This is a genomic window from Candidatus Melainabacteria bacterium RIFOXYA2_FULL_32_9 (assembly GCA_001784615.1).
Classification (GTDB): Bacteria; Cyanobacteriota; Vampirovibrionia; order Gastranaerophilales; family UBA9579; genus UBA9579.
Genome location: MFRQ01000148.1, coordinates 1 through 5,123, shown reverse-complemented (window position 1 = coordinate 5,123; position 5,123 = coordinate 1). Strand labels below are relative to the sequence as shown.

General features: G+C 32.2%; 4 protein-coding genes. All 4 read right to left on the bottom strand.

Annotated features, from left to right (window positions below):
- Window positions 1-663 precede the first annotated feature (663 nt).
- Genes A2255_03390 through A2255_03375 form a run of 4 tightly spaced genes read right to left on the bottom strand, consistent with a single transcriptional unit; the run spans window position 664 to window position 4,672 of the window.
- The gene (locus A2255_03390; GenBank protein ID OGI17422.1) at window positions 664-1,926 is read right to left on the bottom strand and encodes a hypothetical protein; all 1,263 of its coding nucleotides are present in this window, start codon (window positions 1,924-1,926) and stop codon (window positions 664-666) included.
- A gap of 19 nt (window positions 1,927-1,945) precedes the next feature.
- Window positions 1,946-2,794, bottom strand: a complete 849-nt coding sequence (locus tag A2255_03385; protein ID OGI17421.1) for a hypothetical protein — start codon at window positions 2,792-2,794, stop codon at window positions 1,946-1,948.
- Window positions 2,794-3,927, bottom strand: coding sequence for an aminofutalosine synthase MqnE (locus A2255_03380; GenBank protein OGI17420.1), 1,134 nt, complete (start codon window positions 3,925-3,927; stop codon window positions 2,794-2,796). The genes A2255_03385 and A2255_03380 overlap by 1 nt, the downstream gene beginning before the upstream one ends.
- Before the next feature lie 19 nt (window positions 3,928-3,946).
- Window positions 3,947-4,672 (bottom strand): DNA-binding response regulator, encoded by a 726-nt coding sequence (locus tag A2255_03375; GenBank protein ID OGI17419.1) that lies wholly within the window; start codon window positions 4,670-4,672, stop codon window positions 3,947-3,949.
- Window positions 4,673-5,123: the final 451 nt, after the last annotated feature.

Genomic DNA, 5,123 nt, shown 5'->3' with positions numbered 1-5,123 from the left:
TCATTGTTTTTGCTCATTTTTGTCTAAACCTTTTAAGTTATTTTTCTGAACTTAAAATTTTAGACGTTTTTTTGTCGGATAGGTTCTAAGCAAGCAAGAAAAAGTTTTTACCTAAAAAACAGTGGAATGTCATCCCGAAGTGCTACGCACGTAGTTATCTCCCAAATGTTTCTATCGAGGAGAAAGTGGTGCAGCTTTGCTGCTTTCGGGATCTAACCACATTTCAACTATAAGCGTTAACTGTATAGATGCCGGAACACGTCCGGCATGACATAGTAAGTATTTTTTCTTTCCTCCTTAGAGCCTATCCGACAAATAAATTTCCGTTGTCATTGCGAACCTTTCAACAGGGATATTTTTAAAATTTATCTTGTGAAGCAATCTCTAAGCGTCATTTTTTGAATTCTCGGATAGGCTCTAAGTACTTTGTTTCAAAAGTTATGATAATTGTTGAAGTAGGGTATGTTCTCGTAGGAACCTTGCCTGTGCGAAGGTGACAGAGTCACTTTTCTCAGTCATCAATCATTCCAATAATACCTCTATCATTGTGAGGTGGCAGAGTCACTTTTCTTAGTTATCAATTATTCCAGTGAGGACTTAATTATGTGCGTTAGCGACAGAGAGAATTTATCCTGCTAAACTTATGAAACAATCCGTTAGTTATTATTTTGCTGCTTTTAACTTTTCAATTGCTATAATTTTTGTTGCTAATATTTGCTTAGCTTTGTCTAATTGTGGATCTTTATCCTGTGTAAAATCTTTTTCTGTTAATTCTACAGTATAATCTGGTTTTATACCCTTTTTATCGATATCTTTGCCACTTGGGGTTAAGTATTTTGCTATGGTTATATTAATTCCAGAGCCATCAGGCAATTTATGGACTTTTTGGACAAAACCTTTGCCGAAAGTTGTCTCTCCTACAAGTGTAGCTCTATTATGATCTTTAAGTGCTCCGCTCAGGATTTCGCTTGCGCTTGCTGATGCCTGATTAACCAGTATAACTATAGGTTTATTAGTTATTAAAACATCAGGTTCTGCTTTAATAGATTTTTTAATACCATTTCTATCCACAATACTTACAATAATACCCTTATTTACAAACATATTGGCGATAAAAACGGCGTTTGGTAGTAGTCCACCCTGATTACCCCTTAAATCTATTATTATTCCTTTAGCATTTTTCGTTGCTTCAAGGGCATTTAACATCTCAAATGCTGTCTCACTACTCATGAAGCTAGATATTTTTATGTAGGCATAATTATTGTTTTGAATTTTATAGTCAATACTTTTAATCTCGATTTTTTCTCTAATTATTTCTTTAATTATTTCTTTTTTATCTCTTAATATGACTAAAGTCACTTTAGAACCAACTTTTCCTCTGACCTTATCAGCAACTTCTTTAATATCCAGACCTTTTGTAGAGGTATTATTTATTTTGAAAATAATATCCCCTGGCTTTAAGCCGGCTTTCTTAGCAGGAGTATCATCCATTACTTGAATTATAGTGACATTATCTTTTGCTTTGACAATATGAACTCCAATTCCGTATAGTTCAGCGTCTATGTTTCTATTTTGTTCTGCAAAATCGTAAGGTGTTAAAAATCTTGTATATGGATCATTTAGACTTTCTATCATTGTGTCGATTGCTAGATAAGCATCTTCTTTGGTTTTTATTTGGTTTAAATATCTATTTTTCCATCGAGACCAGTCTTGATGATTATAGGTTTTGTCTAAATATTGATCTTTAATGGATTTCCAGGCCTGTAAAAATATATCCTGCGGAGTTTTGCCTACATTATCAACAGCAAAAAAGAATTCATTTCCATTTTTTGTATATTTATTATTGTTAAAACCACAGGCATTTAAGCTAAAAGAAAGAATTATTACTAGAATTATTAAAAATAGTGGGCTTTTTTTGTTGAACATTAATCTTATACCTTAACTTTTATACATTTGAGTAGTTATCCGGCTTTATATTTAAGTTATCATACAGTTTTTTAAATAGTTCAAGGCCTTCTTTGTGTTTTTGAGTGAAATTATAATTAATTTTTTTAGTTAAATAATTTTCAATATGATTTTTATCTAGATTAAGTTTGGTCGAGGTAATATTAATTATTTCATTAAAATACATATTTAAACCAGCTTCAACTGCTTTATCGAGTATAAAACATATCCAGTTGTAATCGTCTTCCTGGGAAGAGGCCCAATCTGATTGAGCTACCCAGGTGCCAAAAGTCATAGGATAACCGGTAAAATCTTTCCAGAGTTTTCCAAGATCGTATTTTTTAAATTGATCTTGATATTTAATATTAGCGATTAAAGCAGGATCTCCGATGTATAATACAGCATCAAACCTGTCTTTTAGGGCATCTTCCAGAGAAGTTTCATACTTATGAGTTTTAAATTTTATTCTATTAAGGTCATATTGGTATTCCTTTAATAGGATCTTAAGTAATGCAATTGAACTGCTTGAAGTATAAGGAATCCCAATAGTTTTTTCTTCTAAGTCCATAAAGTCATAATTGGAAAATAAAATTACACTGTCTACTTCGCCGTCTGAGCTTATACAAACATTATCTATTAATGTGTATAAATCTTGGTTATTTAGATATTCAATAGATGAAATCGGTGCCACATGAACTTGTTTGTCTCGCATTAGCTGATTAATTAAGGTGGGATAACCTTCACTTAAAACCAGTTTGTCGTGAGACCATTCATACAAGGAATAATTAACAGGAATGCAGTTAGTAAAATTAATTAGTCCTAAACTTATTTTTGATAATTCTTTATTCATTAATACACCTTAATGATATTATAAACTGTATCTCTCTCTACTGGAGTTTTCCCGGTTTTTTTGATGAGATGTATTAATTCATTTTTGGATAAAGCCTGCCCTGTCCTTGCGCCGGCAGAATGTGTGATTTTCTCTTCTATTACAGTGCCATCAAGGTCATCTACTCCAAAGGATAAAGTGATTTGAGCAAGTTTTATGCCAATTTGAATCCAGAAAGCTTTTATATGAGGAATGTTATCAAGCATCAATCTTGATATTGCATAGTCTTTTATAATATCTATGCCAGTTATATCATCATAATTATCAAGTTCTGTATTCTCATAATGACAAAATAGTGGAATAAAGGTCATAAATCCGCCAGTTTTATCCTGAGTTTCTCTTAATGCTATCATATGTTCAATTTTGTCTTCATAAGATTCGCCAATTCCAGATAGCATAGTGGCATTACTTTTTATTCCAAGAGAATGAGCTAATTGCATAATTTCTAGCCATTTTTCTCCGGAAATTTTCTCAGGACAAACTCTTTCTCTAATTGAGGGGGAAAATATTTCTGCACCGCCTCCCGGTAAAGATCCTAATCCCGCATCTTTAAGCTCTTTTAAAGTCTGCTCAATTGTTAATCCTGAAATTCTTGCAATATATTCTATTTCTACTGCTGTAAATGCTTGAATATGCGTGTTAGGGAGAATTCTTCTGCAATTTTTCAGAAGATTTATGTAATAATCAAGATCACATTTGGGATTAAGAGCTGATACTATATGAATTTCTTTAATGTTTTTATCAATCTTGGTTTCTATATACTCGATAGCTTGATCTAATGATAACAAGAAGGCATCATTATCACTTTCTTGTTTGCGGTAAGCGCAAAACTTACATTTACCTTCACAAATATTTGTCAGATTTAAGTGATGATTGTTTATCCAATAAACATAATTAGCTGCTTCATTGTCTTGCTTTAATCTGTTTATTCTGGCTAAATTTGCCATATATCCTATGGATAAAAGTTCAGATGATTCATAAAGCCTTAATCCATCTTCTTTAGATAATCTTTGATTATGTGCAACTTTCTCAAAAATATCATGAAGATTAGATGAAGCTAAGTTTTTAGTTATATATTCGTGTATTATTGACATAAATCTAATAAAATTTCCTTTAAGATTTGCTGGTTGGGGTTACACTACCGTATGGAATTAGGCGATAACCACCACCATAAATAGTTTCAATGTATTTTTTATCAGGACTGGCTTTTTCCAGCTTTGTCCTTAAATGCCTAATATGAACTCTGATGGTCTCTATGTCGTCATCTTGAGAATATCCCCAGACTTCTTTCAATAATGAACCGGCAGAAACCGCCTGCCCATGTTTTTGGACAAGATTATTCAGTATTTCAAATTCAATTGGGGTTAACTTTACATCCTGATTATTGAGTTTTGCTGTCAGGTTTTCAGGAACTAAAGTTATATCTCCGACAGTCAGTATTTCAGGTATAGTTAGTGATTCAGGAAGAGAACCTGATCTTCTAAGAAGGGCTCTTACTCTGAGTTTTAATTCTTCTAATTCAAATGGTTTTACCAGATAATCGTCCACTCCTGAATCAAATCCCTGAACTTTATCTTTGAGCATTCCTAAAGCTGTAAGCATTAATATAGGAATATTTTTTGTGGATTTATTATGTCTTATACGCTGAGCTACAGTATATCCGTCAACTTCAGGCATCATAATGTCAAGTATTATCAAATCAGGAACTTCTTGTTGTGCCAGAGCAAATCCTTTAATTCCATCTGGACTTGTTACGACTTCATGGCCTAATAGCTCGAGATTAATCTCAAGTAATTCAAGAATGGATATATCATCATCAATAACTAAAATTTTACTCACTTATTAATCACTCCTTTTAGTATTTTTTTAGTGATTCTTCTAATGTAACAACAATTAAAATTGTCAGCAAATGCTAGAATGCTTCCTGCAATAATTCCGCTTAAAAGAATAGTAAGGTAGAATTTAAGATTTTTTTAGAGTCTTTTTTCATAAATTTACCTCTCAAAACTGAAAAATACGCTAACTTAGTGTCTAAAGACTTTACATGTCTAATTATAATAATACTACAAATTAATAGTGACGATAAAATAATATAAAAGAGATATATTTAAAATAAAAAACCCCTCTGTTTAGGAGGGGGTAAAATGTACCACATTAAAAGTAGTGATGCATAGGGAGGAGGAGATTGTAAGAGGATATGCAGTGGAGTTGAAAGGGAGTGATAGGAGTATGTTGGATAAGGAAGCTTTATCTATTAGCTGAGAATACTTAATAAAACATTGAACATATT